The organism is Rhizobium yanglingense, assembly GCF_977109285.1.
In genome coordinates, this window is the sequence record NZ_CDSAWY010000004.1 from 566,458 (window position 1) to 591,782 (window position 25,325).

Consider the following 25,325-nt stretch of genomic DNA (forward strand, 5'->3'; position numbering starts at 1 on the left):
ACCTTCATGGTTCGACGCTTTCTGATTCAGTCAACACAACACTGGATTCCAGGCTCAAAGCGCGCGCCAACTTCCGACCTCTCCAGATGGCCCTCCGCCTCGGATCACCAATCACGGGGCCGACGCAAACTTGCCCAGCGAATAAGGCGGCCTCCCGGCTTGTTTCGCTAAGAGAAGCTGTCGGGGCCATAAGCGAATAAATTTTTGGTGCCTCGTGGGCCGAGATCGGTAGGGGGGATAAGCAACGTCCAGCGACGTCTCGGCTTGCTAAGCACCAGGTGCAGTGCTTGCAGATCAGAGATATGACTGTCTCGGGTATCGAACCTCTCCTGCCACCATCTAATAGGTCACCGCGATCACTGCTTTGAAAATGTTGGCCACGGGACGAATGATATCGTGCTGGAGGGTCGTGAGATGAAAAAGGGTTATCGCGACTGAACGTCCGTTAGCTCGTTAGTGAAAGACAGCCTTTCTTTCCAGAGGCTGCCGCTCGCCATTTTCCCGTAGCCGAGATTGTACACTGCACGCATGTAGTTGGTGTTGAACGGGTCGGTCATGTCGTACTTGAGCTGCGTGTCGATCGAGGCGACGCGGAGCCGGATGTTATTTCGCTGTGCGTATGCGTAGGTCGCCAGCAAGGCGCTGCGGGTTTGCGCCTTAATGAGGGTGGAGCTCGCTCTTGCCATCACAACGAGCGTGTTGTTCCGTGTCGTGGAAAATTCGGGCATCAACGCGTTGTTGATGATGACATACATGTTGATTTCCGGTCCCCTGGACCCCTGAGGATTGTCGTCGCCTGTCATCCAGCCCTCCGGGACGGTCAGTATCTGCGACACCGATCCCCCGTCGGAGTGCATTTCCTCGAAGACGGTGTCTCCGGCTCTGACCTTGACGAGGACCGCCGGATAGACACCCGGAATGCTCGCCGAGGCGATGATGACGTCCTGGAAAAGCCGGAGCGCGTCGGCTCGCCCGCTGGAGGCGATGGCACCCATGTTCCAGATCACCGCCCTCTGGGAGTCGAGGTTCGTGGTCAGGACGAACAGGCGTCGTCCTTTTCGATACTCCGCAGCGATCCTCAGCATGACTTCGCGGGTGAGGAATTTCTCCACCATCTGCCGAAGCGGTTCCTGTTTCAGGAGGCTAGGCCCCAGCAGGCCTTTCGGCAGGAAGTCCGCGTCGACCAGTTCCCTGGCAACGCCACTCGTGTACAAATCGACGAGCGTCTGGTCGTAGGAGCCCCCGAGGAACGCGTAAGGAGCGATCAGCGCTCCCGTGCTCACCCCGCTGACGATGTCGAACTCCGGCCGCCTTCCCAATTCGGACCAGGCTTTCAGCGCCCCAACGCTGAACGCGCCTGCGCCGCCTCCGCCCGACAGCACGAGGTAGTTGATCCTCTTGCCTCTCGGCACAGGAAGCCAGACCCGCTCGTTAGGTCGGGTGCGACGTGAGTCCGCGTACATTCGGATGTCCTCGAAGCCTTCGACGTTGGCGCTCGCTGCGGCTAGCGATCCGTAGGACGTTCTGCTCGGCGCGACGCAGCCGGATAGAAACACCAACAACACAACACCCAACAGTCGAAGCATCGAAGTCGTCTTTTTCCGGGTTGAGCCGAGCCGCATGACACCCGATTGAATGGTTTGGTCAATGCAGGACGACAACTGGTTTCATTGGCAAGTCTCGCCGCCGCTTGAACACGGATTCTCGGTTGGTTTGGGTTTTGAGTTGTTAAGAGATGTTACCGGGCAGAGCCGAGGACGCCGCGCCTTCCTACCGGAAAAGGGAGCCTATGGACGGGTCCCCCGCTCGCGAGAAACAAAAGGGAGCAGAAGTTAACAACTCTTAAAACCGTCCGGGAGGCGAAAAAACTAGAGCTCTAGGGCAACCGCGCTGCCAATCCTTAGGCAGCGCGATGGTCACCATTGCCGGAGCGCCCATGTTCTCACCTGTGCCTACACCGCGAGAAGCGGATCAGTTCGCGCCGTCGTACGTATCCCGTCACGCGATCTCCATCATTGTGCCGACCCTGAACGAAGCGGAAAATATCGGCGGCGTTCTGGCGGATATCGTCGATAGTGTCGGCCAGAACTACGCCTTCGAAATCCTCATCACCGATGGCGGATCGACGGACGGGACCTGCGAGCAGGTGTCCGATTGGGCTACGATGTATCCGGTTTCGCTTGTAAAGAACACCGGAGCTGGCGGCCTCGCGAACGACGTCATGGCGGCCGCTCTGAAAGCTCGATATCCCGTCTTGGTCGTTATGGACGCCGACGGGAGCCATCCGGCCTCGTCGATCGGTGATCTCGTGGACCCGGTGCTGACCGGCGACTACGACATGGTCGTCGGTAGCCGGTATGTTGACGGCGGCACGACGATCGGGTGGCCGCTCCATCGCCGCGCGCTGTCCCGCTTCGGCGCGGCTCTGGCATCCCCCTTTACGAACATCGCTGACCCGATGTCGGGATTTTTTGCCATCCGCCGCGCCGACCTTATCGCCAGCGGAGAGCGAGCCGAAGGGTTCAAGATCGGGCTCGAGGCAGTGTTCGCGGGCGGCGACACGCTGAAGGTCCTGGAAGTCCCCATCGCGTTTGCCGACCGGACATTGGGCAAGTCGAAACTCGGCGTCGGCCACTTCACCGCCTATTTCGGTCAACTCGCCCGCTTTTGCGGCGTTTCGCCGTCAAGTGCCTTCAAGCGTTTCGTGGTGGTCGGTATGGCTGGCGTCGCCCTCGATTTCGTGGTGGTGTGGATAGCCCTGTTCATCGGTGTCGACCCGACCATCGCGAACATTTCCGGTTTCTGTTGCGCTTCGGCTTTCAACTATATGGCCCATGCCGAATGGACTTTCGAAGGGCGACCAAAAACTCACTCGCAGATCGCCCGCTACCTGCTCGTACTGGTCCTCGCTCTGGCCATGCGAGGCGGGTTCATCGCCGCCGCCACGGACCTCGGCTTTCCCGTCGGGATGGTCATTCTCGTGGGCATCGCTGGTGGCGGGATGGTGAGCTATTTCGGCAGCGAGTTCTTCGTTTTCCGCGATAACGCATCTTTTCATTCCACTGGCCGGTGGAAGCTGACAGCCATCGCGGTCCTCGCCTATGTCGCAATCCTCAGGGTCGTCTACCAGGGAAGCATCGACCTGCTTCCGCAGGAGGCTTATTACTGGACCTACGCGCAACATCCCGCTCTCGGCTACCTCGACCATCCTCCGATCGTGGCCTGGCTCATCGGCATCGGCACGTCCGTCTTCGGCGACAGCGAATTCGGCGTGCGGATCGCCGCTACCTTGTCCTGGCTGGTGACCGCCTACTTCGTGTCCCGCCTGACGTTCAGCCTGTACGGTCGCACCGCGGCGTTCATCGCCCTTCTCTTGCTGTCGATCCTGCCCTTCTTCTTCGCCGTCGGCGTCCTAATGACGCCGGACGCCCCCCTGACCGCCGCCTGGGCCGGAGCGCTCCACTTTCTCGAGCGAGCGCTGATCGGAAAGCGAAACAAGGCTTGGATCGGGGTGGGTATCTGCATCGGCATCGGCATGCTGTCGAAGTACACGATCGGTCTGCTGGGTCTTGGAACGGTCATATTTCTGCTTTTGCATCCTGGGTCGCGCCGCTGGTTCTTCAGTCCATGGCCGTATGCAGGCGCGCTGATCGCCGTTGTCCTCTTTTCCCCCGTCATCGTCTGGAACGCCACGAACGACTGGGCGTCCTTCGAATTTCAGGGAACCCGGCGATGGGTGTCGGAAGAAATCGAGTTGTCGCTGCATCTGCTCGCAGGATATATCGCGATGCTCGTCGGCCCTTTGGGTCTGGCGCTAATAGCGGTTGCGGCTAACAAGCTCGTCCGGAGGCAAGAAGGCCACGATCGCATTGTCTTCGTCAGTGTCTTCACGCTGGTTCCACTGTATGTCTTCGCCGTGTTCAGCCTCGTCCACATGGTCAAAATGAATTGGACCGGTCCGCTCTGGCTTGCATCGCTGCCGATGATGGCGAATGTCTTCGCAGCGATCGGGAGCGACAACCGCCTGCGACGTCTCAACTCTCTCTTGAAAGTCGGTGTCGTCGCCAGTGTGGTGTTGTTTTCGCTCGCGCTGCACTATCTCGCCCTCGGTTTTCCGGCCGTCGGGTATACGGGAAGCTTGCGTGACCTCCCCGTCGCGTGGGAGGAATTCGGTCGGGAAGCGCGGCAGATCAGGGACGACGTGGCGGCCAAGTCCGGCGTCTCGCCACTCCTCGTAGGCATGGATCGCTACAACATCGCCAGCATTCTCGGATTCTACGCAACGGATCGAACTGCGCCCGATAACGTCACGAGCCAGAACCTCTTTGGGAAAAATGGCCTCATGTTCGGCGTCTGGCATCCCGGCCCCCGCGAGAAGAAGGACGTGGTCGTCATGTACAGCCTGACGCAAGACCGGCTTTCCGATGCCGAAATCGGCTACAGGTTTGACAGGCTCGGTCCGCTTGAAACGCGCTTCGTGTACAAGGGAAGGACTGAAGCCGGCCGGTTTTTCTACAGGATCGGTTACGGTCTGCGTCCGGCTACTGCTGATTGGCGAAAAATGGACATTACCGAAGCAGCGACCGATCAGCCGTGAACCTGGAGAGGGGCCTATCTCGCGGCGGCGTCCGCTTTACAAATCTAAATATTTCCCCCGGTGACTTTCGCCTGCCATCTGAGACAATAGGGTAAAACCCGATCTCTTTTGCAGGATACGCGCGAAGCAATGAACATGATGCCGCCCTCGAAGCTCATCGCATCGGAAACAACTTCCCAAATTCTTGTCGTCGAAGACGACGACGAGATCGCTGCGATGATTATCGACCTATTGACGGAGAATGGGTTCCAGGCCGTCACGACCGGCTCGGCGGTTGAGATGGACCTGATGCTACGGAAGCAGGAATTCGACCTCTTGATCCTTGACGCCATGCTTCCGGGCGAAGACGGCTTCAGCATATGTCGTCGCCTGCGGGCATCGTCAACGGTTCCGATCATGATGCTGACGGCGCTGGGCGACGACATCAGTCGCATCGTCGGCATTGAACTTGGGGCCGACGACTACGTCGCCAAGCCGTTCCATCCGCGCGAACTGATGGCGCGGATCAAGGGCCTGCTCCGGCGCGCTTCGTATGGAGCCGAACAACCCTCCGCACCGACGGCCATGAAATTTGCCGGCTGGCACATCGATCCCGTCCTGCGGCAACTTGTATCGCCAGAAGGAGTGCACGTCTCAATGACGACGGCGGAATTCGACATCCTTCTGGCGTTCTGCCAGAACCCTGGCCAGATATTGACGAGGGAAAAGCTCCTCGGTCTCACCCACGCGGGTCTCGCGGGACCGATCCATCGGAGCATAGACGTCCACGTCAGCCGTGTTCGGCAGAAGATCGAACCGAACATCAAGGAGCCGACTATGATAAAGACGGTCCGTCTGGGAGGCTACATGTTCACCCCAAAGGTCGAGGCCTGCTGATGTTCACCTGCATGAGGGTCGGATCGATCAGGCGTCAGATCGCGGCCCTCGCCATCGGGCCGATCATCGCCCTCGTGCTTATCGGCACGATCGCCGAGTACCTTCTCGCTGACGACTTCGAGAGCGTTTCTTACGCCAAGACGACGGCTTTGAAGATCGAGATGGTCATCGACCAGCTTCGTGCCTCCGGCTCCAGGGAAGAGGAGAACGTTGTCCTCGACGTCGTTTCAAGGACCGGTCTACGGGTGGAAGAGGTTTCGCCCGCAGAACTTTCGCAGCCGGGAGGCCCCGAGCCTCCGATTGACGATGTTCGCGACATGATCCGGAAGAACCTGCCGGAGTCCATCGTGACGAGCTATCGCGACGCGACCGCTGGCGGACAGCTTCGCGAGGTCCTCGTCGTCGACATCGGTGGTGGCCGGGCAATGGCATTCCAGCCGTCGCCGCCGCCGCCGGACACATGGATCAACGACTATCAGGTCAGCATCGTGTTGCAATTGATGGGTCTGGTCCTGCCCGTCATCTTGCTGTCGCTCTATGCGGCGAGCATGATCACAGCTCCCCTCATGAAATTTTCGCAGGCGGCCGAAAAGCTAAGGCCCGACGACGGACCCGACCGTCCCTTTGACGAAAGAGGGGCAGCCGAAATCCGAACACTGGCGAAGTCCTTGAACGACATGCGGAGCCGCGTCCGTGAGATGATTGACGACCGGACACGCATGCTGCGGGCGATCAGCCATGACTTGCGGACACCCCTGACACGACTGCGCCTCCGCGTGGAACGTTCCAACCAGCCCGAGCTAAAGGCGGCTATCCTGCGGGACATCGCCATCCTCGGCGGGATGATCAACGACGTGTTGAGCCATCTGAGCAAGGAAATGGCGTCCGAAAAAATCGTGAACGCCGACCTTCCCAGTCTCCTGGGGATGGTCTGTTCGGATTTCGCCGACGTCGGATTCCAAGTAACTTATGCGGGAGCGGAGCGGTTTGCCTATCGATGCAGGCCGCAGTCGCTGGCGCGCGCCGTCGCCAACCTCGTCGAGAACAGCACAAAGTTCGCCCAGAGCGTCACGGTGGAATTGATGGTCCTCGAGAACGGCACCGTGCGGATAAGCGTCGTGGACGACGGTCCCGGCGTTCCCGCGAATCTCCGTAGCCGCGTACTCGATCCTTTCTTCAAGATCGATCAGGCGCGCGCGCCGAACGAGCGAAGCGGCTTCGGACTGGGGTTGTCGATCGTCAACGACATCGTCCGGGCACATGGCGGAACCCTGGAACTGTCGAATAGGCTCCCTCGGGGGCTCGTCGCCCGAATCGATCTGCCGGCCGACGCCGATACGCCCGTTGCGCCGGCAGCGGACATACCCATGCAGCTAGCACCGATCCGGTGATCGGTGTCTCGAATTTCCCGACACGGGAAGCAGCCGAAACATCTCTTAACATCTCAAAACTGAAGTCAACGCGAGCCTCTGGAAATGTGGGGTCGTGAACCCGCGCCCTGCGGAGATTCTCGATCATTTTCAGGAGCCAGACTTGCTGACCCAATTTCCTTTTCACAATCGTCTGCGGCGTCTTGCGTGGGCGGTCGGCGCGGTGATCGTCGCCTATCCAGCGGTGCCGGTCCGAGCCGCCGATTTCGTCGCGAGCGACGCGGCTGCGATACCGCCGTCGAGCAAGTTCGACAACGGACGCTTCGGCGGCGTGCGGCAGAAACTCGCGGACTGGAACGTCATGGTGGGAATCGGCGCGATGTATGGCCCCAAGTTCGAAGGCTCCGACGAGATGGAGGTCATGCCTGTCCCGATGATTTCCGCGACGATCGGGCGGGTAAATATCGATCCGCTGGGGATCAGCGTCGATCTGCTGGACACCAACGGTTTCAAACTCGCCGCCAAGGGCGGTTACGAATTCGGGCGGGACGAGGACGACTCAGATCATCTGAAAGGTCTCGGAGACATCGACGGTGGTGCGGTTCTCGGAGCCAAGCTTTCTTACGAGTGGGGCCCCATGGAATTGTACGCGTCCGTGGACAAATCAATCGGCGGCAGTGACGGTCTCCTCGGGACGGTTGGCGCGAACGTCTCCCACCACTACAATCGCTTCATCTTCAGCGCAGGCGCTTCTGCGACATTCGCCGACGACAATCACATGGAGAGCTACTTCGGCGTAACGGCCGCCCAGTCGGCCCGCTCAGGATTGAGGGAATACGAAGCGAGCGCCGGTCTCAAGCGTTTCGACCTCGAGGCCTCCATCACCTATATGGCCTCGGAACACTGGGTCGTTCGCGGCCAGGCGGGGGTCGGCTTCCTGACCGGTGACGCGAAAGACAGCCCGATCGTCCAGGACGACGTCCAGCCGTCGGCAATGCTGCTCGTTGGCTACAAGTTCTGACAATATCGATGCCGCAAACATTCGGTGGCTCCAGAGAGAGTCCGCCGGGTGTTCGTGTTTGAAGCGTGTGGAGAACATCCCGCCAGCCGATCAGGCGAGCGCTCGTGACACCTCGCCGACGAAACGACACAGGACTTAACGCAAGTTAACCGGACTTGACTGCACTTCACGGCCAATCCGGTAGATTTGCAAGGGCGGAGATTTCGCCGGCCCCAATCGCCGTTGTCGCGCGATCAGCTCTGTCTCAGATCGGTATACGTCAGAAGGACTTCATCGTAGATGCGTTCGAAACCAATTTGCCTCGCGCTCGCCCTGGCGGTGAGTATGGCCGCTCCTTTCGCGTCGCATGCCGAGCAGGACAAAGCCGCGACGCTGACCGTCAGCCTGGCGAGGCCCGCCGAACGTCTCTGGCCTCGCACCATTTCCGCGAGTGGATGGCTGAAGCCATGGCACGAAGCAATCGTCGCGGCCGAAGTCAATGGCCTTCGCGTCACCGAAATTCTTGTCGACGTCGGATCGGTCGTCTCGAAAGGGCAACCACTGGCACGTTTCGCGGACGAGACCGTCCGGACGGAACTGCGCAAGGAAGAGGCGCTGCTGGCAAGCGCTCGCGCGGAACTCGCCAAGGCGAGGTTGAACGCCGACCGCGCCCAGCGACTACAGACGAGCGGCACGCTTGCTGAGTCGAAAATCGAAGAATATCTGCTCGCCGAGCAGACGGCCGTCGCGGGCGTCGAGTCCGCAGAAGCCTCCGTCGAAAGCACGGGAATCAAACTCGCCCAGACTACCGTCGTGGCCGCGGACGACGGGGTGATCACCGCCCGCTCAGCGCAACTCGGCGCGGTCGTCACCTCGGGCACGGAACTGTTCCGCCTCGTCCGCCAGCAGCGCGTCGAGTGGCAGGCGGAATTCTCCGCGCAGTATCTACCGCTCGTCACCGAGGGTCTCACCGTGACCATCGACGGGCCGGAGGGCGGCCTTATTGGACACGTCAGGCTCGTCGCGCCAACGGTGAGCACCGACACCGGCCGCGCGCTCGTCTACGTCGCCCTGCCCGCGGGGGCGCAGATACCTGTCGGCCTCTATGTCCGTGGCCGGATAGAGCTGGAAAAAACCGTCGCCCTGACCGTGCCGGAGTCGGCGCTCGTGATGCGGGACGGCATTAGTTACGTCTTCACCCTGGACACAGACAGACGCGTGGTGCGCATCCGCGTTGAAACGGGCCGCCGAAACGGACGGGAGGTGGAAATCCTCTCAGGCCTCAACAGCGCGACCGACATCGTTTCAAGGGGCGGCGCGTTCCTCTCCGATAAGGCACGCGTGCGGATCGAAGGGGAAGTGCTCGCCCAGGCAGAACGAGCAGCGCGATGAACATCTCCGCCTGGTCCATCCGCAATCCGGTCCCGGCCATTCTGCTGTTCATCCTTTTGACCGCGGGCGGCATGCTCGCCTTTGACCGCCTCTCGGTCCAGAATTTTCCGGACATGGACCTCCCGACGATCCAGATCGATGCGACCCTCGAAGGTGCCGCGCCGACGCAGATCGAGACAGAAGTCGCGCGCAAGATCGAAGACAAACTGGCCTCGCTGAGCCTGCTCAAGCACATCACGACGACTATTACGGACGGCTTGGTCTCGATGAGCGTATCTTTCGAGCTGGAAAAGGACGGCGAGGAGGCGCTAAACGAGGTGCGGAACGCGGTCGACGGCGCGAGCGGCGACCTTCCGCCCGAGATGCAGCAACCGAGCATCACGAGATCGACCGTGCAGGAATCGGCGCTATTGACGTATGCTGTTCGATCCGAGCACCTCAACGAGACCGAGCTTTCCTGGTTCGTCGACAACGATGTGACGAAGGCACTGCTTTCCGTACGCGGCGTCGGCGAAGTCGGTCGGGTCGGCGGTGTCGATCGGGAGGTGCATATCGACCTCGATCCCGAGTTGATGGGCTCGTTGAACCTGAGCGCCGCGTCGGTGTCCTCCCGTTTGAAGTCCGTCCAGTCTGGTTCCTCAGGAGGCAGAGGCGAGATCGGCGGAAACAGGCAGTCGATCCGGACGCTGAGCGCGGCATCCTCCGTGGAGGAGCTGAAGGACATGGCGATTCCACTTCCGGGCGGACCATTGGTGCGGCTGGAGGAGATCGGTACAGTCAGCGACAGCTTCGCCGACCGCACATCGATGGCCTACCTCGACGGCGAGCGGGTGATCGCTGTTCAAGTAAAGCGTTCGAACGGATTTTCCGATATCGGCGTCGCGGCCGGGATTGAGGCCGCGGTAAAGGACGTCGCAGCCGCCAACCCAGACGTCGAGATCGTGAAGGCGTACAGCACGACCGGTCCGATCGAGGACAGCTACACGGGATCGATGCACCTCCTCAACGAGGGTGCCATCCTCGCGGTCGTCGTCGTGTGGCTGTTTCTCCGCGACTGGAGGGCGACTTTCCTCGCAGCCGTCGCCCTGCCGATGTCGGTGATCCCGACCTTCCTGGTCATGTACCTGCTGGACTTCAGCCTGAATACCGTGACGCTGCTTGCGCTTTCCCTGGTCGTCGGGGTTCTCGTCGACGACGCCATCGTCGAGATCGAAAACATCGCACGCCACCTACAAATGGGAAAGAAACCGATTGAAGCCGCCCTCGAGGCTGCAGACGAGATCGGACTCGCGGTAGTGGCCACCACCCTGACGCTGGTGGCAGTCTTCCTGCCGACCGCGTTCATGAGCGGCATCCCCGGCCTGATCTTCCGACAGTTCGGTGTGACCGCCGCTGTCGCGGTCCTCGCGTCGCTGGTCGTCGCGCGATTGCTGACGCCGATGATGGCTGCCTACATGATGAAAGGGCATCCGGCGGAACGGAAAGACGGCATGATCATGCGTGCCTATCTTGCCGTCGCCGGAACGTGCCTGCGCCATCGGGCGTTCACGATGGTCGGTGTATGCCTTTTCCTCGGGCTATCCCTCTCGACGGTTCCCATGTTGAGTTCAGCCTTTCTACCGCCCCCCGACGATGCACAGACGCAGGTCAAGCTGAGGCTTCAGCCGGGAAGCACGATCGAGGAGACCGACGCGGTCACGCGACGCGCGATCGAAATCGTGTCGGGCCTTCCGGACGTCACGCATGTCTTCTCCGCCGTGGGAACCTTCTCGACGGGAGCCGGTGGTCCCGACTACTCCGCAGCGGCTACGGCTGGCACGACCGTGGCCTCGCTCGTCGTCGATCTAAAGAAGCTCGGCAAGCGCGACCGCAAGCAGTTCCAGATCGAGAACGACATCCGGCAGGCGCTTGCCGTCCTTCCCGGCATCAGAATCGAGGTCGGTTCGGGCGGCGGCTCGGCACTTCAGCTCACCCTTGCCAGTGACGACACGCAGGCTCTCGACCGGGCGGCGATCATACTCGAAGAACAGCTGCGGACCCTGCGGGATATAGGGGCGGTGACGTCGACCGCTTCGCTTCAGGCTCCTGAAGTCCAGATCGTTCCGGATCGCGATCGTGCCGCCGCTCTCGGCGTGACATCCGAGGCAATGTCGCAGGCGGTTCGCGTCGCCACGAGCGGCGACTACGCTCTGGCGCTTGCCAAGCTCAACCTCCCGCAACGCCAGCTTCCCATCCGCGTCCGCTTCGATCCCGACAGCCGGACGACGCTGGATGATATCGCGAATATCCGTGTTGCTGGAGCCAGAGGGAGCGTCGCTCTCGGATCGGTCGCGGAAATCCGGATGGGCGGCGGACCCGCAGAAATCAGCCGTATCGACCGCTCGCGCAACGTCATGCTGACGGTAGAACTCAACGGGCGGATACTCGGCGAGGTCTTCAGCGAGGTGCAGGCCCTACCCGCCGTCAAGGACTTGCCTGCGAACGTCAGGTTCATCGAACAGGGGGAATTGGAGCAAACCTCCGACCTCTTCGGTGGGTTCTTGATCGCCATGGGGATCGGCGTCTTCTGCATCTATGCGGTCCTGGTTCTGTTGTTCCACGATTTCCTACAGCCGATCACCATCCTCATGGCGCTACCTCTGTCGTTGGGCGGGGCGCTGCTCCCCCTGGTGCTGACCGGAACCAGCTCCTCGATGCCGGTCGTGATCGGGCTTCTGATGCTGATGGGCGTGGTGACAAAGAACTCGATCCTTCTAGTCGAATACGCCATCGTCTCTCGACGCACCGGACTTTCGCGGTTCGATGCGCTCATCGATGCTTGCCACAAGCGCGCCCGCCCGATCGTCATGACGACTATCGCCATGGGGTGCGGTATGCTTCCCGTCGCCCTCGCCCTAAGCGGCGGCGATCCCAGCTTCCGTCAGCCGATGGCAATCGTGGTCATCGGCGGCCTGATCACGTCGACGGTACTCAGCCTCGTCGTCATCCCCGTCATCTTCGATCTCGCCGACGACTTCCTCGCGTTCCTTAAACGATGCCTTGACAAGGGCGCGGAAGCTGGAACTGGAAAGCTGCGGTCGGGTGAGTGAATTCCATGGCGTTTGCCTGGCTTTTCGATCGCGGCAATAGGTCGTTCAGTATCGCCTCGGGGACGCACTGTCACTGTCACGAAACGGAGCGCGCCGACGAGGTCACCGTCGGCCGCCGATGCCGATCCACGATTTCGAGTACTTCATCGCCCGTCATGGCTTTCGTTACCATCAAACGTTCGACGATGGCGTCGAGCCGTCCGGCGGGTCTGAATTATCGACCTCGCCCGGCCGAACTCACTCTGCAAGATATCATGCACGCGTCTTCGGAAATCAGGATTATAGGCTCGCAGTCGCTCGAGCTGCTCTCGGGGGCCCGCGACGAGGAGCGTGTGTCCCATCCCAAGAGCGCCCTCCAGCATAGTCGCAAGCTCCGTCGCCCTATTGAGGTCTGCGGTTTCAGAGCCCGAAGAGCCATCTGCGAATGACCCGAAGACTTCCAGTTCCGCAGCTATGCCAGCAAGGCATACGGCGATAGCATTGAGATAGTGGGCACGCCTTTTTTGGCCGTGCACCAATTTGACCGTACTGGACATACCCAAGTTGACCGGATTTTCCTTCGGCCCGGTACCGGAAATCTTGACCTCCGTGACTTCACCGTGGCCAACTTCGATCGAGACGAGGGCGTGGCCTGCTTCATGGACGGCGAGCGCGCGAACGAAGTCTTCCGGGAGTTCCGTCACTGCTCGCAAATGGTCAATAACGTGGGTTCCCGAGAGGGCTCCAGACGGCGTCGCGCCAGGTCGACATGGGTTTCGAGCAACTGACACTGAAGCTGTGACAAATCTCAGCATAGTGCCGTTGGCCCGCCTCCTTCGTCGTTACCAGGCGGTACGGGCAGTACCCAGCGCGAACGTAAGCATGGACGATACATGTGCGACGTGGGTTTTCACCGATACGACACAGTTCCCTGGACAGCTGAGTTTGTGCTGTGCCAGGTGTTTTAGCAGTTCCTCGACATTGCGCTTCTCGGTAAGCGGGAATGTAAAGGTCATCCAAGGCCCTCCAAACAGCAGACTTCGCCAGCCATTTAAGGTCGGAATTCTTTCGCACCGCAACAAGAATTTTAAACAAAATAATTAAAATCGATTAGGGTTTGAATTCAAGATTTTAAAATCGATTTAAGAACTCACGGACCTGAGAAAACCAGCTCAGCCGCACCGTGGTCGCGGCGTGGTTGTCTTACAAAAAACCGACTTCATCCAAGACTTCCTTGCCGACGGCAGAAATCCAGATGACTGGTCAGTCTTCCTTTGAGGCCCAGCCACTTACAGGCAAAGGGCTGGCGCATCGGCGGGTTCTAGGCATGAAACGATGATGCGTGAACATTCCGATTGTCGGCTGCGCACTCCGGGAAAGGAAGATACATGCCGCTCTTGGTTCTGGCCGGCGCGTCCGGTGCAGGAAAAACGACGATTGCCGAGGCAATCGAACACAGACATGGGGAGAAGATCGATGTCTTCTACAAAGATCGGATCGGCGTGCCCCCTGCGGACGAGATGGTCAGGAAATTTGGGTCGGTCGAAGGCTGGCAGAGGGCAGCGACAGCGATCTTTGAATGGATGTCGCAGTTAGCAGGACCGTGTGGCGCAGGGCCGCAGCGTGCTGTTCGAAGGTCAGTCGCGCCTTTCGTTTGTCGCGGAAGCGGCAGCCCATGCGGGTGTCGTGGCGTACTCGACGATCCTTGTGGATTGCGACGATGAGACGAGGATCAGACGTCTTTCAATTGATCGCGGGGCAGCCTGAACTGGGCGGTGAGAACATGTCGAAATGGGCTCGATTTCTGCGAGAGGAAGCAACCGTCTCTGGGTGCGAGATGCTCGATACATCGCGTCTGAGCCTTTCGCGTGAACCCCTGAAGAGGAAAAAGCAGACAACGAGCAAGCAACCCGGTTGCGGACATTCAGGCTCAGAGTAGCCTTCAGATCGACGGCTCAGGGCCGAGAGGCGACGACGCCCTTGGCCGGATCGCGCCATGCGTGGACATGCAACTTTCGCAAAACGATGGACGGTTTTCTTAGCTCTTCGGGAGCGTACCTTCTCTGCCAACCTAAAGCCAATGTTCCAGGGTGAATCATGCCGCAAAATATTTACGACGAGCCAATCTTCTTCGAAGGCTACAAGAATCTTCGCCAGAACGATACCGGTCTAAATGGGGCACTGGAGCAGCCGGCTATTCGTGCTCTGCTCCCTGACCTCAAAGGGCTGCGTATCCTCGATATGGGCTGCGGCTTCGGTGATTTCGCTCGCTATGCCCGGTCGTCCGGCGCGGCATCGGTCACCGGATTGGATGTATCCGAGAACATGATCGCTGAGGCGAGACTTCTCACCGACGACTCGCAGATCGACTATCTTTGTAGCTCAATTGAAGAAATCGCCTTTCCCCCCGAAAGTCTTTGATCTCGCCGTCTCCTCGATGGCTCTTCACTATGTCGATGATTACGCCTCCATCGTGCAGAGAGTATTTGCGTGTCTTCCCATTGAAGGTCGGTTCATCTTCTCTGTGGAGCATCCAGTCTGCACGGCAAATCCGGTTGGATGGACGACAGACGCGGATGGGCATCCGGTTAGCTGGCCGTTGGATAATTATCGAAAGGAAGGAGGGGCGGTCATACGAAGTGGTTTTGTCGATGGCGTGGTGAAATTCCATCGCACTACTGAAACGTATGTCACTACGCTTCTCAGAGCCGGATTTCGACTGGACCATTTCGGTGAGCCGACACCACTTCCAGAGTTCCTGAGCGAGCGACCTGCATTATCGATGAATCTTCGTCGTCCGCCGATTCTTTCTTTTGGCTGTAACGAAGAGAGCGATGCGCGACTGAACGGCAGTCCCGCCGACGAAGCTTTGCCCCCACGGATGGCCGCAATGGGCCGACTGTGGAAGCTTTGCCTTGGCCGGATTGCGCCCCAAAAGCGGCCATTGCGACTGCGGTCTAACCGGACAAAACACCTCCCGGCCGCACTCGCCCTCCCGAATTCAACAAGGACGACCAGCGGAGACTTTTTCAACGGTATCCGCCAATTGCGGTCATTGCAGGCGTTGATAATCCGGATATTGTGGACGTTCCGTAGCGCTATGAAAAGCTCAGCATGATTTATATCGGATCACCGACCGCGAGGAAGACGTGCTTGCCGCATTCGAGGAGGGCCTGTCGCTTCGGCGGCCTTGGTGCCGTTGTCGCCGAGCTGGTACGGCTTCCGATGACGGCGTCCCGCCGCCTTCAGCTGGCGGCCGAGAAGACGGGCACGATGGTATCGCGCTCAGGCGCTGGCGCAGGCAGTCAGAGGCTTCGGCCTACGGACAGCCGACGTCCTCCATGACCAGATGGAGGGTGAGTGTCCTGCCGTCCTCATCCGTCAAACCGACGCTTGTCTATCGTCCGCTGCAGTTAATACCTCTCTACGCAAACCGGTATTGGAAAGGCGCTCCCTCTTGCACTCACCGATCTTGAAGAAAACATTCCGGGAAGCAGATCAAAGACGTGTGGTTCTCTTCCGCCTGAGCGACGACACATCAATCGCATACTCGGTCGCGGCCTCGATCTGGTCTCGGAACTCATACCTTCGACGCGTCCTCGTCCTTACCCGCATCGCCGATCATCCGATCAGAGGATCGATGAACTATTGCTTCTGGAATTGCACGAGTATCCTGGTTTAACCAGGGAAACGCTCGTCACAGCGCCGGGCGAAATTGATCACGAGCTTTGCGTCTCTCTCGGCAACAGCCGCTAACAAATCGACATGCTTCTGCATGTAGGCCTCCGCATCGCCTTTAGACTTGTGTGCTTCCTCAAAAATGGCCTCGGCCTTGGTGGCTAGCTTGTCAAATTTGATTTGGTAGCCTTCGGATTTGCTGGTGTCACCGGCTTCCTGATACGCCTTCGCCATGATCGCGAATGCCGCTCCACACTGAAATGGATGGTCGTTGGTATTGGCTCCCAGCTCAGCCTGGCCCTGCCCAAAACTCGGCGTCGCAAAAGCACCGATCAGAAGCAGCACAAAAGAACGACGCACAAGTTTTCCTTCCCCAATGAGCCACACCCCTCTTAACATTACAACCAGACGTAAGACGATTGTCGTACCCTTTTCCTCGTTAGGCGGGCACCAGCTATTCGTTGAGTTCATCGGTATGCACCCAGGTCGTCCGCATAGATCGTCTCAGGATATCAATCGCTTCGGCAACGGAGAACCCTTGGATCGCGGGTGGTTCTGCTCGTTCGCAAAATTCCCGCCAGACGAAAAGGGTCAGTTCCGCTCCGTCGGTGCCTTTAGCATCAGGAACCTCCGCAAAACTCTCAAGCGCCCGATATCGGGCATCCTGCCAAAAGAGAGTTTCCACCCAACCATAGATAGGAATGACGTGGAAATGGATCGAGTATCCCGGCATGTGGCCGTACCGGCCAATGTAGACGCGTTGCGCCTTCAACAGCTCCTGCAATCCGCGCTGAGCTTTCGCCATCAACGGCCCTAGTTCTGCCAGCGCTTCGGCAGAAAGGCTCGACAGCTCATTGGTGAAGCTCTTGGAACTGATCATGAGATAGCCCGGCAGAGCCGAGTTCATTCGATGATTGACGAGCCAGTTCTCGGTCTCGACCACATGGAACTGTTTGGGAATATCCAAACCAAAGCCCCTATTCGTCTCGATAGACAAGATGACGGACGCCGGTCGGGTTGGCTTCGATCAGCGCCCGAATGGGCGCGGGTTTCAAATCAATCTCCTCCAAAGCCTCTCTCATCGGAAGAATCCAGCGGAATTCCAGGTCAGTCTCGCCATCGCGACTGCGATGGATGATGTCGCTCTCGTGGAAACGAAGAGGCCGCGATAGTTCGGCATCAAAATAAAACCCGATCTCATGAGCTTTTCGTCCGCCTAACTCAAAGAAGTTCTCAATCACGAACCGCACAGGGCCGATGGATGCTCCGCATCCGATTTCCTCTTCAATTTCCCGCGCTAAAGATTCAGCGCCGGCCTCGCTGAAACTCGACGCGCCCACCGGGCAAAGCCCAGAACGGATCACCGATCCCCCGATGAATAAGAATATGCCCTTGGGACGAGATCAAAGCGCCGCTACGGAACTGGAAGAGGGACTGTCCCGCATCCATCACGATCATCGTTCGAATTGTATCATCCATCAGTGTTCTCAATCAGCTAAGGGGCTCAGGCTGGGCCAGTGTGGTCGGCGGCGAGAAAGAGGCGAGGCTGAGCAATTGAAGGCGCGGCATTTGCGAGATGCTCAGGTCTTTGCAGATGAACGATCTGATGACGGCAGTTTTCTCCGCGCTTCTTGAACGCCTATCTGGCAGGCCGAAACCTATTCGGCCTTGGATAGATCTCGGCAGCGTGGGCTGGGCTTGCGGTCTTTGGTATCTGCGTTGCGGCAGCCTATTACGCTGTCTCCTGATGCTGAACGTCCACCAAAAGGCAAGCGTCCGATTATGCGCTTGTTACGCGATTGTTACGACAAGAGCGATCCCAAGCACCCATGGGATCAAGCCAAGCCAACCTGCCATGGGAGCTTGGCAAAGCAGGACGCCATCTGTGGTGCGTTTGAATCCCCACCAGTTGAACCCTGTCTCGGTACTGGATATCGGCTCCACCTGCACCTTTCCGAACGTTACAAGAGGCAACGTTAGTCTGGCCGTGGTGTAGCCCATTACGTCAAGGATAAAGTCGATAATGATCAAGTGACGGCTCCAGTACGATGCTCAATGGCAACAACTCTTCGATTCTGTTGATGGATAAGTCGCGATGCAGGGCAGATCGTTTCAGGGCACCGCTCCAGTTTCCGTTACCGACCAGCCCGCCGCCATCCTGCGGCGCGGGCATCGGCTTCCGCGCAAAACCAACGCTCGCCAAATTCAGATCGGATGATGGTCGCGTCGTAATACTCTTGGCCTTTGATGTGATAAATCTTGGCCCCCGAACCAATCGAAATGTTACCCTTGATATCACAGGCAAGGTCGTACAACTCGCGAGGCAGGAGAGTGTAGCCGCCCAGAGCCAAGAAAGGCTGCGGCGGAAGAAGCGATTACAAGAAGCGAAAACTTGCTCATACCGTCTTATAGTAAGAATGGTTTTATTTTAGATTTTGGCAATCCTTAAAGTTGTAAACACTCAGGACGACCATCGGCCGGGCTTTAGAGAAGCAGCTCAACACGGAACCGAAGGCATTGGATCGGTCGAATGCGACCCGTCGCGCGGACCGTTCGTCAGTGACGATGACATTACAGGAGCGTAAAACGAGCGAAACTGCGGGAAATCACTTTGGGTGGGTCTCAGTCCGCTTAGGCCGACAGGCGACTTGGACCATGTTCGGAACACGCCAAACGCGGTCAAGGAGTTGACATTTCCAATCGCAATCCAAGCTAGATCGGTGTGTTCCTCTCCCAACAATCGCGGAGCGCCACCTGACCATTCGGTGACTGCGTATAACTGGTATCTTATATTTTCACAGTCGGGAGTCGCCGCGTCAGCGAAGGACTTCAGGTGCCGAAAGTTGATTGGGGTTACGCCGACTTCCTCCTGCGCCTCCCTGATAAGAGCGGCATCGGTAGTCTCCCCTATTTCGACGTGGCCGCCGACTAAATCCCAATGCTCCGGATATTGCCGCTTATGGGCGGCGCGTCTAACCACTAGTACCCGATCGCCGTGGATGAATGCTGCAAGGACGATAGTTGTCACAATCCCTCCGTGGCCTTCGGCTTGCCGACACCGCACTATCCATGTGGAGACATTTGCAGGTTTTGGCGAACGGCCGCAATGGGAGGCCGGAAGAAGACCTCATTCATGACCGGGTCGCGCCTTTTGCGGTCATCGATCAGATGGGTCTATATCTTTTGCTTTAAGTTGCATGAGACCTGCTTCGGTCGGTCGGAAACCACAATTTCTGTAGAACGAAGTTAAATGCGGTTCGAAATCGACATGCAGCCATCCTGCCCCGCGATCTCGGGCTATTCTGACTGCTTCCCTCATCAGTTGCGTAGCAATTCCTTTTCGACGCATGCGCGGGTGAACGCAGGTATCCAGGATGAAAGCGTGTGTACCGCCATCCCAAGCTATGTTGACAAAGCCAATGAGATGTTCGCCGTCATAAGCCCCGACATGCGCAAGGCTTCGCGCTAAGATGCTGCCGAAGTCTTTTCTCTCACGACTACCCCAAGCTTCTGCCCAAAGGTCATTCAGTTCGTCATTCGACGGGAATGGATTAATAAGGACTGTAACCATTTCACCGTCTCCGAGGTGACTAGAAACGAAGATGAGCGTCGAGAATATTGCAATCCGCATCCATGGAATGACCGCAATCAGCCCGACGGCGGTTATGTCCAGAGACAAGCCCATACCGGAGCCCGCTTCGGCATGACGGTTCGCTCCGAAGCGGCCCAGCTTCGTTTCGTGAGCCAACACACGAGCGGGTCTCCGACCGAGGACGAAAGACCACCGTGAAATCCAGGACCGAGGCCGCCATAGTGCCGCCATAGAATTTAGCCCAATCATGCTTGTATAACAGGCGGATGGCGAAAAATGAGATTGCTGACTCTCCTTGCAGCAGCCCTTTTACTGACGGTCATTCAGGCCCGAGCCCAGGTTTACGGGCCTTATGATGGATACGACGACTATGGTGGCTATGGCTATGACGACCCGTACAGCCCTTATCCGCCGCCGCTGGATTACGAGCCAGTGCCTCGCTATCGGGAACCTTGGCAAGAACGTCGGGAGCCATCGGCGCGAAGCGCAAGGGGAACCATCGTCATCGCCACGCGTGAGCACACCCTTGTTTACACGACATCACAAGGCGAGCAGTTCGCCTACCCCATCGCCGTTGGCCGCGAAGGCAAGCAATGGTACGGAACAACGCGGGTAGTGTCGAAGCGAGAGTATCCAGAGTGGCGGCCAACGGCGAGCATGCGCCAGAAGAACCCAAGGCTCCCGGCAGTCGTGAAGCCTGGTCCCGCAAATCCGCTTGGTACCCGCGCGATCTACCTTGCCGACGGCCTACTTCGCATTCACGGCACCAACGATCCCTCCTCCATCGGCACCAATGCGTCGAGCGGCTGCTTCCGGATGTATCCGCGAGGACGTCGAGGAGCTTTACGAGATGGTCCAGCCAGGAACGCAGGTCATCATTCAGCGATAACCGACACACCTGATTGCTAAGCGACCGCTGCTCTGGCTACAGCAACTCCGAGGAACCACCGGGCCGCTCGCTCGGTGTCGCATTATTTCCATTTCGCTGCCCACTGACGAAGTTCCGCCTTCGCCTTTTCAGGCATTCTTTCACGCCCGGATTCACCCTGGGAGTATATTGCAAGTCTCTATCTGACAGAGATTTTCGCATTACCGACGATTGCCTCAAACAACTTTTCACAATTAAATCAGTTCGATATGGTCTGATAGCATTTCGCTTTGATTGAATCCGTTTCGCTGTGGCTAAATCTGCTTCGCTATAGGCCAGTGTTTGCTTCGCTCTAATGTGAGTTCATCAATGTATGCGGCTGCCGCGGCGAACGGGAATCGCCCCGATAGGTTCAACAAATCTGATCGTATCCATAAAATCTATTCGTTTGTTTGATGGATGGCCAAGGAGCATATTAAGCATCAAGCGCAAACCCCGTTAGAAAGGAAACGATGATGACTACGATCGGTTACCGGGATGGCAAGAGCTCATCCTCCGACGCGCACTTTGATGTAGCAAGCCTTGCCCGCAGGCTCGCACATTCCTGGCACCAGTGGCAGAACGCGCGGGAAATCGAATCCATGCCTTTCGACATTCGCAAGGATATTGGTTGGCCGTCTGCAGACGACGCGGATGAACGCAAGGTTATGTAATGAATGCGACATACCTCCCCGCTTGAAGGCGGCGCCAGCCCACCGGCAGCGCCGCCTTCATCGTTTCAGCGCTCCCGCAGATTTAATCTTGAATTTTAGAGCACATATATTTTCAGACGAACTGATTCCGCAACTTTTGCCGACTGTCTTCGTCACTTGCCGACGATCAAATTCACCAATGTCGCAAAATAGCTCTTCACGGCCGCATTTTTCCATGCGAATGTCGCTTTCGAGACATCGGAACGACGCATTCCACGCAACGAATAGGCAATCGCCCTCGAGCATGGATTTTTCTCATGAACAAGATGCTGACCAAGAAACGTTCTCTCGTCTTCTTTATGGTTCCCCAGTTCACCATGCTGCCCTTTTCGGCGGCGATCGACACGCTGCGCATCGCCAACCGCATGCTCGGCTATCAGGCTTATACCTGGCGGCTGACCTCGGTCGACGGCAACAAGGTCTATTCCTCCTGCGGCATCGGCGTCGAGGCAAATTCGTCGCTTGCCGAAGAGCGCCGGCATCTTGGCGGTGAAAACCGCCCGAACATGGTGCTCGTCTGTTCGGGCATCGATGTCGAGGATTTCAACAACAAGTCCGTCAATGCCTGGCTTCGCGAATCCTACAATCGCGGCGTGGCCGTCGGCAGCCTCTGTACGGGCGCGCATGTGCTTGCTCAGGCCGGGCTCTTGAACGGCAAGCGCTGCGCGATCCACTGGGAAAACCTGCCGGGCTTCTCCGAAGCCTTTCCGCAGGCGGAGGTCTATGCCGACCTCTACGAAGTGGACAGCAATCTCTACACCTGCGCCGGCGGCACCGCTTCGCTCGACATGATGCTGAACCTCATCGGCCAGGATTTCGGCGAAGCGCTCGTCAACCGTGTCTGCGAGCAGCATCTGACCGATCGCGTCCGCAGTCCGCACGACCGTCAGCGCCTGCCGCTGCGCGCCCGCCTCGGCGTCCAGAATTCCAAGGTTCTGTCGATCATCGAACTGATGGAAGGCAATCTCGCCGAACCTCTGTCGCTGCTTGAGATCGCTGATGGCGCCGGTCTGTCCCGCCGCCAGATCGAGCGGCTTTTCCGGCAGGAAATGGGCCGGTCTCCCGCCCGCTACTATCTGGAGATCCGGCTCGATCGCGCCCGCCACCTGCTGGTGCAGTCTTCGATGCCGGTCGTCGAAGTCGCAGTCGCTTGCGGCTTCGTCTCCGCATCGCATTTCTCGAAGTGTTATCGCGAACTTTACAACCGTTCACCGCAGCAGGAGCGCGCCGAGCGCAAGCTGACGATGGCAACGGCTCGCCAAGCGATCGCAGCATAAAAAAGATGGCGGCCGCACTACTGCGCCGCTTCCTCCGTCATCCTGGCGTCGGAATAGACCTGGTTACGGCCCTTGTGTTTGGCCATGTAGAGAAACTGGTCGGCGGCGTTGAGGTAATTCTCGAAGGTTTCGTAGCCCGAGATTTCCGCAACGCCGATCGAGATGGTGACCGTCAGTTCCTCGTCGTCGGCAGCCACCTTCAGCCGTGAGATATCCGAGCGGATTTCGTCGCAGAGCTTCGTTGCCGCAGCCGAATCCACCATCGGGAAAAGGATCGCGAACTCCTCGCCGCCGAGGCGCGAGAGAAGATTGTCGCTGCCTTCGAAGATTGCTGCAAGCCGGCTTGCAACCGCCTTCAGCACCTCGTCACCGATCTCGTGGCCATAGGTGTCGTTCAGCCGTTTGAAATGATCGATGTCGAGGATAGCGACTGAACTCGGCGATTTCTGCCTCAGGCACTCGTTCACGACCTTCGGCCCGTAATCGTAGAAATAGCGGCGGTTATAGAGGCCGGTCAGATAATCGCATGCGGCGGCGGATCGCAATTGCTTCATCTGCGTGAGCGTCTCGACATTGTTGGCAATGCGGCACTGAAGCTCCTCGGCCACGAACGGCCTGTAAACGAAGTCGCTGGCGCCGGCCTTCAGGAAGCTTGCCGACAGCATCCGGTCGTTGGACGAGGAGATGCCGATGACCCGCATCCTGTCGGAACTGAAGCGATGACGGATGCGCCGCGTCAACTGATAACCCGTCATGTCCGGCATGTGATGGTCGGTCACCACGAGTTCAATGTCGCTATGGGCCTCAAGCGCAGCCAGAGCTTCGAGCCCCGAGGTTGCCTCGACGACCATGTATTGCTGCGCCTTCAAGAGGTCGACGAGCACCTGGCGCGCAGACGGAACGTCATCGACAACGAGGACGCGCGTCTTGCGGTTCAGCATCGCGCGGCGCACGGTCGCGACCAGATTGTCGAGCGCGAATTCATTGTCCTTGAGGACGTAATCGATGACGTTGCGTTCCAGTATCCGGTTGCGGGTCGCGGTATCGAAGGTCGCGGTAAAAACGATCGTGGGAACATTGTGTTCGATCGTGCAATCAAGCGCCTCGCCATAGGGCGAATCCGGCAGGTTCAGATCGACGACGGCCATCGTGAAGCCCTGACCGTCCTGCGCCAGAGCCTCCTGCAGCGCCTTCAGCGAAGAACAGGGCTTGACGTTGAGGCCGAGTTCGGCCTGAAACCGATGGCAGAGCACGGCGGAAAACATCCGGGAATCTTCAACCAGAAGTAACTTCTGGGTTCCGAAGCGTGGGCCTGAGCCGTCCCGACTGAAATCCGCCTGAAATGCCATGCCCCCTACTCTCCCAAGTGCAATGAAAACCCGAATCGGCCTTCATTGCGGCGGCAGGGACGATAGCCGAGAGACCGCAGGGGTTGAAGGGGTAGAACGGCTATAAAGTAACCTGCAATTGCAACAATTCGAGATATCTTAACAGCGGCAGGGGGCTCCTCATTCATCCGGGGGCCTCCTGATACCGCGTTCGATCCTCGAATCAGGCAACGGCCCTCTCCTTCTTCATCGTCTGGATCTGCAGCAGCGTGTCGAGGTTCTGGTTGACGCGGCAATAGAACTCCTCGTCGATGAACGGGCGCAGCATGAAATCGTTGCCGCCCGCCTTGAGAAAGCGCGCCGAAAGCAGCCGGTTGGATGAGGACGAGACGCCGATGATGCGCAGCTGATGCGAGCCGATATTGGCGCGGATGCGTCGCGTAAGCTCGAAGCCGTCGATATCGGGCATGTTGTAGTCGGTGACCATGAGGCCAATGTCGCGGTTGGCCTTCAGGATCTCGAGCGCCTTGGCGCCGCTCTCGGCAACGCTGACGCGGAAGTTATATCGCCTCAGGCGGCTGGAGAGCAGCGCGCGCGCCGTGGCGCTGTCGTCCACGATCAGCACGTGGTGGCGCTTGTTGGTCAGGAAACGGCAGATCGCTTCGGCGAGCAGATCGACAGCGAAGATGTTGTCCTTGAGGATGTAGTCGACGATATCCTTCGCCATCAGCTCGTCGCGCAGGCCCTCGTTGAAGGTACCGGTAAAGACGATGGTCGGAATGCTGAGATCGACCAGATATTCCAGCGCCTCGCCCTTCTCAGCACCGGGGAGGTTGATGTTGGAGATCGCGAGCATGATCGGCTCGGAAGACTTGTCGTAAGCAAGCTGCAATTCCTCGAAATTGCGGCAGATCTCGACGTCGATATCGAAAAGCTCTTTCAGTCGTTTGCTGATCATCGACGTAAAGACATTTGAATCTTCAGCGAGAATAATACGCGCACCAGCAAACATCTCTCCGGAATACTGCATTCCCGAAATGCCTAAAAATGACATAGCAAACCTTTTGATGGAAATTCTGTCCCCGGCCGAACCGATACATCAATTCGTTTGAGTATTTGTTAATCGAAGTAGCGCGGCGGCATAAGAAGAAGGCAGTCCGTAAGACCGGCTGCTATTTCTCGACTTATGCTTAAGAGACTATGCGCGAAGAGCTGTGCCGAACGTCTACTTGATGATCGCCGAGCCTTTGACGATCTCGACAGTCTCGCCGCCGCCGAGGCCGATGCGGTCGCCGTCCGGCGTCGTCATGAAGCAGCCTGCGGCGCAGAGCGTCTCCGATGCGCCGGCATCGACGACGACCTCGACGCGGTTTCCGCCTTCGGTGACGATAACGACGACCGGTGCCGGATCAGTGTTGGTGATTGTCGCCGCTTCAGCGCCCGCGGCGATGAGAAGCGAAAGAAGCATGACCGCGGCAAACCTTGCCATTCAGCGCGGCGCAGCGATGCGCCCTCCCCTGGAGCGTC

Annotated in this window: 23 protein-coding genes and 2 pseudogenes; 12 read left to right on the top strand and 13 right to left on the bottom strand. The window is 58.5% G+C overall.

Translation table 11 applies throughout. The annotated features are described in order from the left end of the window. Positions 1 to 425: 425 nt before the first annotated feature. Positions 426 to 1,586, bottom strand: a complete 1,161-nt coding sequence (locus ACW4PC_RS07795) for a patatin-like phospholipase family protein (protein WP_455873392.1) — start codon at positions 1,584 to 1,586, stop codon at positions 426 to 428. Positions 1,587 to 2,017: 431 nt separating this feature from the next. Here ACW4PC_RS07795 and ACW4PC_RS07800 point away from each other — a divergent pair, with 431 nt between their 5' ends. The 6 genes from ACW4PC_RS07800 (at position 2,018) to ACW4PC_RS07825 (ending at position 12,324) form a co-directional block, all read left to right on the top strand. Then, positions 2,018 to 4,597: a glycosyltransferase family 39 protein gene (locus ACW4PC_RS07800; protein ID WP_455873393.1), complete on the top strand. Its 2,580-nt coding sequence runs from the start codon at positions 2,018 to 2,020 to the stop codon at positions 4,595 to 4,597. Between the two features lie 138 nt (positions 4,598 to 4,735). After that, positions 4,736 to 5,473, top strand: a complete 738-nt coding sequence (locus ACW4PC_RS07805; RefSeq protein WP_455873634.1) for a response regulator — start codon at positions 4,736 to 4,738, stop codon at positions 5,471 to 5,473. Continuing rightward, positions 5,473 to 6,864 (top strand): ATP-binding protein, encoded by a 1,392-nt coding sequence (locus ACW4PC_RS07810; protein WP_455873394.1) that lies wholly within the window; start codon positions 5,473 to 5,475, stop codon positions 6,862 to 6,864. Before ACW4PC_RS07805 ends, ACW4PC_RS07810 begins: the two co-directional genes overlap by 1 nt. A gap of 142 nt (positions 6,865 to 7,006) precedes the next feature. Next, the gene (locus ACW4PC_RS07815; RefSeq protein ID WP_455873395.1) at positions 7,007 to 7,864 is read left to right on the top strand and encodes a MipA/OmpV family protein; all 858 of its coding nucleotides are present in this window, start codon (positions 7,007 to 7,009) and stop codon (positions 7,862 to 7,864) included. 279 nt (positions 7,865 to 8,143) lie between these two features. Next, positions 8,144 to 9,235, top strand: coding sequence for an efflux RND transporter periplasmic adaptor subunit (locus tag ACW4PC_RS07820; RefSeq protein ID WP_455873396.1), 1,092 nt, complete (start codon positions 8,144 to 8,146; stop codon positions 9,233 to 9,235). After that, positions 9,232 to 12,324 (top strand): efflux RND transporter permease subunit, encoded by a 3,093-nt coding sequence (locus ACW4PC_RS07825; protein WP_455873397.1) that lies wholly within the window; start codon positions 9,232 to 9,234, stop codon positions 12,322 to 12,324. The genes ACW4PC_RS07820 and ACW4PC_RS07825 overlap by 4 nt, the downstream gene beginning before the upstream one ends. Before the next feature lie 143 nt (positions 12,325 to 12,467). Here the strand turns inward: ACW4PC_RS07825 and ACW4PC_RS07830 are convergent, their stop codons facing one another. Further along, complete coding sequence (locus tag ACW4PC_RS07830) at positions 12,468 to 13,118, bottom strand: hypothetical protein (protein WP_455873398.1); 651 nt, start codon at positions 13,116 to 13,118, stop codon at positions 12,468 to 12,470. 1,282 nt (positions 13,119 to 14,400) lie between these two features. Here ACW4PC_RS07830 and ACW4PC_RS07835 point away from each other — a divergent pair. The 3 genes and pseudogenes from ACW4PC_RS07835 to ACW4PC_RS07845 form a co-directional block, all read left to right on the top strand. Further along, a complete protein-coding gene (locus ACW4PC_RS07835) occupies positions 14,401 to 14,724 on the top strand; it encodes a class I SAM-dependent methyltransferase (protein ID WP_455873399.1) in 324 nt (107 codons plus the stop codon). Then, complete coding sequence (locus tag ACW4PC_RS07840) at positions 14,690 to 15,421, top strand: methyltransferase domain-containing protein (RefSeq protein WP_455873400.1); 732 nt, start codon at positions 14,690 to 14,692, stop codon at positions 15,419 to 15,421. The genes ACW4PC_RS07835 and ACW4PC_RS07840 overlap by 35 nt, the downstream gene beginning before the upstream one ends. Before the next feature lie 16 nt (positions 15,422 to 15,437). Beyond that, positions 15,438 to 15,728 (top strand): annotated as a pseudogene (locus ACW4PC_RS07845) (ImuA family protein); the annotation flags it as partial. A 253-nt stretch (positions 15,729 to 15,981) separates the two neighbouring features. On the opposite strand, the gene ACW4PC_RS07850 reads toward ACW4PC_RS07845, so the two are convergent. The 8 genes from ACW4PC_RS07850 to ACW4PC_RS07885 form a co-directional block, all read right to left on the bottom strand. Beyond that, positions 15,982 to 16,341 (bottom strand): hypothetical protein, encoded by a 360-nt coding sequence (locus tag ACW4PC_RS07850; RefSeq protein ID WP_455873401.1) that lies wholly within the window; start codon positions 16,339 to 16,341, stop codon positions 15,982 to 15,984. Between the two features lie 94 nt (positions 16,342 to 16,435). After that, positions 16,436 to 16,948 carry an HIT family protein gene (locus ACW4PC_RS07855; RefSeq protein WP_455873635.1) on the bottom strand — a complete coding sequence of 171 codons (513 nt, stop codon included), beginning with the start codon at positions 16,946 to 16,948 and terminating at the stop codon, positions 16,436 to 16,438. Between the two features lie 10 nt (positions 16,949 to 16,958). Further along, positions 16,959 to 17,345, bottom strand: coding sequence for an NUDIX hydrolase (locus ACW4PC_RS07860; RefSeq protein WP_455873402.1), 387 nt, complete (start codon positions 17,343 to 17,345; stop codon positions 16,959 to 16,961). Between the two features lie 427 nt (positions 17,346 to 17,772). Continuing rightward, the gene (locus tag ACW4PC_RS07865) at positions 17,773 to 18,012 is read right to left on the bottom strand and encodes a hypothetical protein (RefSeq protein ID WP_455873403.1); all 240 of its coding nucleotides are present in this window, start codon (positions 18,010 to 18,012) and stop codon (positions 17,773 to 17,775) included. Further along, entirely contained in the window at positions 17,987 to 18,154 is a 168-nt protein-coding gene (locus ACW4PC_RS07870; RefSeq protein WP_455873663.1) for a hypothetical protein, read from the bottom strand. The genes ACW4PC_RS07865 and ACW4PC_RS07870 overlap by 26 nt, the downstream gene beginning before the upstream one ends. Continuing rightward, positions 18,117 to 18,332: a sunset domain-containing protein gene (locus tag ACW4PC_RS07875; RefSeq protein ID WP_455873404.1), complete on the bottom strand. Its 216-nt coding sequence runs from the start codon at positions 18,330 to 18,332 to the stop codon at positions 18,117 to 18,119. Before ACW4PC_RS07875 ends, ACW4PC_RS07870 begins: the two co-directional genes overlap by 38 nt. Positions 18,333 to 18,478: 146 nt before the next feature. Then, entirely contained in the window at positions 18,479 to 19,045 is a 567-nt protein-coding gene (locus tag ACW4PC_RS07880; protein ID WP_455873405.1) for an NUDIX hydrolase, read from the bottom strand. A gap of 93 nt (positions 19,046 to 19,138) precedes the next feature. Then, positions 19,139 to 19,552: a GNAT family N-acetyltransferase gene (locus ACW4PC_RS07885; RefSeq protein WP_455873636.1), complete on the bottom strand. Its 414-nt coding sequence runs from the start codon at positions 19,550 to 19,552 to the stop codon at positions 19,139 to 19,141. 297 nt (positions 19,553 to 19,849) lie between these two features. On the opposite strand from ACW4PC_RS07885, the pseudogene ACW4PC_RS07890 reads away from it, so the two are divergent. The 3 genes and pseudogenes from ACW4PC_RS07890 (at position 19,850) to ACW4PC_RS07900 (ending at position 22,470) form a co-directional block, all read left to right on the top strand. Beyond that, positions 19,850 to 20,462: pseudogene (locus tag ACW4PC_RS07890) on the top strand (L,D-transpeptidase). Positions 20,463 to 20,956: 494 nt separating this feature from the next. Next, entirely contained in the window at positions 20,957 to 21,154 is a 198-nt protein-coding gene (locus ACW4PC_RS07895; RefSeq protein ID WP_028739595.1) for a hypothetical protein, read from the top strand. A 296-nt stretch (positions 21,155 to 21,450) separates the two neighbouring features. Beyond that, positions 21,451 to 22,470 (top strand): GlxA family transcriptional regulator, encoded by a 1,020-nt coding sequence (locus ACW4PC_RS07900; RefSeq protein WP_039845252.1) that lies wholly within the window; start codon positions 21,451 to 21,453, stop codon positions 22,468 to 22,470. A gap of 17 nt (positions 22,471 to 22,487) precedes the next feature. Here ACW4PC_RS07900 and ACW4PC_RS07905 read toward each other — a convergent pair whose 3' ends face one another. The 3 genes from ACW4PC_RS07905 to ACW4PC_RS07915 all read right to left on the bottom strand — a co-directional run bounded on the left by ACW4PC_RS07905 (position 22,488) and on the right by ACW4PC_RS07915 (position 25,287). Next, positions 22,488 to 23,819, bottom strand: a complete 1,332-nt coding sequence (locus ACW4PC_RS07905; protein WP_455873406.1) for a diguanylate cyclase — start codon at positions 23,817 to 23,819, stop codon at positions 22,488 to 22,490. Between the two features lie 202 nt (positions 23,820 to 24,021). After that, entirely contained in the window at positions 24,022 to 24,852 is an 831-nt protein-coding gene (locus ACW4PC_RS07910; protein WP_183922805.1) for a response regulator, read from the bottom strand. Positions 24,853 to 25,023: 171 nt separating this feature from the next. Next, positions 25,024 to 25,287, bottom strand: coding sequence for a hypothetical protein (locus ACW4PC_RS07915; protein ID WP_455873407.1), 264 nt, complete (start codon positions 25,285 to 25,287; stop codon positions 25,024 to 25,026). Positions 25,288 to 25,325: the final 38 nt, after the last annotated feature.